Source organism: uncultured Campylobacter sp. (assembly GCF_937997465.1).
Classification (GTDB): domain Bacteria; phylum Campylobacterota; class Campylobacteria; order Campylobacterales; family Campylobacteraceae; genus Campylobacter_A.
In genome coordinates this window covers 1-2964 of the sequence record NZ_CALKTQ010000021.1, presented here as the reverse complement: position 1 = coordinate 2964, position 2964 = coordinate 1, and the positions used below count along the sequence as shown (strand labels likewise).

Annotated in this window: 3 protein-coding genes; all 3 read left to right on the top strand. The window is 31.3% G+C overall.

Annotation, left to right across the window (positions count from 1 at the left end; translation table 11 throughout):
- Positions 1 to 654, top strand: a 654-nt coding sequence (locus Q0546_RS00590) for a hypothetical protein (protein ID WP_298789575.1), incomplete at its 5' end; no start/stop codon positions are given.
- Positions 651 to 1763: a hypothetical protein gene (locus Q0546_RS00585; protein WP_298789573.1), complete on the top strand. Its 1113-nt coding sequence runs from the start codon at positions 651 to 653 to the stop codon at positions 1761 to 1763. The genes Q0546_RS00590 and Q0546_RS00585, both read left to right, overlap by 4 nt.
- 1 nt (position 1764) lies before the next feature.
- Positions 1765 to 2964 (top strand): AAA family ATPase (locus tag Q0546_RS00580; RefSeq protein WP_298789571.1); only part of this gene is annotated, 1200 nt, incomplete at its 3' end.

Genomic DNA, 2964 nt, shown 5'->3' with positions numbered 1-2964 from the left:
TATGAAAACAGCGATACAATTTACTTAGCTCTATTTTTAAAAGTAGAGAGTAGAAATAAAGATATATTAGCATGGTTTAATAGCTTTAAATTTGATGATGGGATAAAAAAGTTAGATGAATTTATTGAAAAAGCAGCTCAGCTAAAAGATGATAAAACATTAAATGAGATAAAAGAGTATGTTTTACTAAATAATGAAAAAATCAATAGTTTAAATAAAAACGAAGAAATATTTGACTATGTAAAAACAACTAAAATGAAAAACAGTGAAAAAATTTATGATAAATTACATATAAATAGTTATGATGATTTGATGCAACTTATGATATATTTAAAAGCAAGCGGATTAAAACAGAACAAATTTATAAAAAAATATTATCCAAAGTTTTTTACGCAAATCTCACAAATACAAAATCTACAAGAGATAAGCGATGTGGAAATAACTATTAATATAATAAGGTTATTGTGCAAAGAGATTCTAATCCAGGAAAAACAAAAAGAAAAATTGGATCAAATCAAAGGCATGGTTAATACAATTTATAATCTAACAGGGATACCCATAAATGATATAAAAAATATCCTATTTGATAGTGCTATAAAAGACTTAATAAATAAACAAAACAGCAATAAGAAAAAAGGAAAGAATAAAAAATGAGTAGAGAATCTGAAGCCAGAATAAGATGGCAAGAAGAGCAAGAAAAAGCTAGACGGCAAAGAGAAGAGTTAAATAAAGAAAGGGTACGAAAACAAACTACTGAGTTTTTAACCAGATATAAAGAAAGGCTAAGCTCTATGAAATCGGCGGGATTAGATGAATTTATCTCGCTAGATGCACTCGCAAGAGACATTGCAAATGCTGAAGTACAATTGCAAGAAGATCCGTATAGTGCAAGAGATATAAGCTTTGAAATAGAAACTTATATAAATCAGCTAGAATCAAACGCAAGAGCAATCAAAAAAGAGCAGACAAATTTAAACAAGAGTGATATTGTGGGTTTTTACTATTCTGAAATTCGTAAAATTTCAGATGTTTTGGTTATAGAATTTGCAAAAGATGAGCTTAATAAAATTAAAGATAGTTTGTCTAGCTATGATGGAACAAATTTAAGCACTTTTAAAAACAGCTTATGCGATAGAATCTTGTCAGTAGTAAAAAACGCAAAGATTAAAGCAGAAGAACACAGAGAAAAAAAGAAGCAAGAAAACATAAAAGTTCAGACTAAGAATGACTTGGAAACCATAGAAGCAGAAATAAAAAATCAAAAAATCTCAGAAGAATTCAAAAAAGAACAGGAAAAAATTTTAGCTCAAATAGCTAAAGCAAAAGATGCTATAAATAGCAAGAGTGATATATTAAGCATAAAAGATGATATCGAGGAAGTCAAAAACAAAACAAATGATTTTTTGATAGATGAAGCAGCCAGGAAAGAAGTTGTAAAAAATATAAAAGCAAGCCTAGAAAAACAAGAATTTAATATAACAAAAATAGCCCTCAAGGATGGCAACGTAATAATACACGCAAGCCGCCCATCCGGGAAAACCGCTAGTTGTAAAGTCTCTTTGGACGGAAAGCTAAACTATAAATTTGACAATTATGAAGGAATGACGTGTATAGAGGATATCGAAAAATTTGAAAAAGAGATGAATGATATTTACTCTATAAAATTTGAAACTAAAAAAACAATTTGGGAAAATCCAGACAGGATATCAAAAGGCGCAATTGATATTAATAAAAATGACGAATTACCACTAAAAAGAGGATAAGATGAGCGAATGGATTAAAAAATTTGAACGCGACAGCAAACTCAAAAGCGCTATTGTACTTAGCGGAAATACTGCTGATATAATAAAAGGCAAAAATGGTAAATATGTAAATACTACCAATTTTATAATTGATATACTTAATGATAATTTTAGCAATGTTATTCTTTGGGATAGGATTAGCGGCATAAATAAGCTATCCAAAAGCAGTGGCGGGTTTTATGATATCATTCAAGATAACCTGGGCGATGATGAGGAAAGTTACGATATAGGAGAAGACGACAAAAGCAATCATAACGATACTGGCAAATACAAAGATATAAATGATTTTTTTGGATTTATGTTGCAAAAAATTAATTCAAAAACTTGCTTTATCCTAGACTATTCAGATTATATTTTTAGCTCAAATTCTAGTATGGGCGATCAAGAAAAACAGTGGCTTACTATACTAAAAAAGAGCATAAACGAAAACGCAAACTACGATCTTTTAAATACAGATATGATAAAACAAGGTTGTTTGGTAGTTATTTTAACTCAAAAGTTGGCAACGGTGCCATCGTCTTTTTATGTAGGTGACGCAAACGTTAGTACTATTACCATACCTATTCCGTCTCGCGCCAACCGTAGCGAATTTGTTGAATATACCGAATCCATGATAGAATTTGAACCAGCGTTAGATGGATTAAGGCTAAATGACTTTATTGATACATTGGATGGCTTTACATTAAAGGATATAGCTCAAATCATAAAACTGTCTAGAATTTCAGAACCTAAACTAAGTTATGAAAAAACGATAAATTTATATAAATACGGCGAGAGCAAAAGCCCATGGGAAGATCTAAGCAGAGACAAAATAGCAAATATACAAAATATATTAAAAGAGCGAGTAAAAGGGCAAGATGAAGCAATAGAAAAAGTAGAAAACGTCATTATTAGAGCCTTTACCGGTTTTTCCGGCTTGCAACACTCAACTAAAGTTAAAAAGCCAAAAGGTGTCCTGTTTTTTGTGGGCCCAACCGGCGTCGGCAAGACCGAACTAGCAAAGTCTCTAGCTAATTTTTTATTTGGCGACGAGACTGCTTGTATACGTTTTGATATGTCGGAATTTAACCACGAACATAGCGATCAAAGGTTAGTGGGGGCGCCTCCTGGATATGTAGGCTATGAAGAGGGAGGGCAATTAACAAATGCCATCAAAGCAAAA

What these genes read in the sequence shown, in the direction of transcription:
- Q0546_RS00585 (WP_298789573.1), top strand. Translation starts at nt 651, where the DNA reads ATGAGTAGAGAATCTGAAGCCAGAATAAGATGGCAAGAAGAGCAAGAA.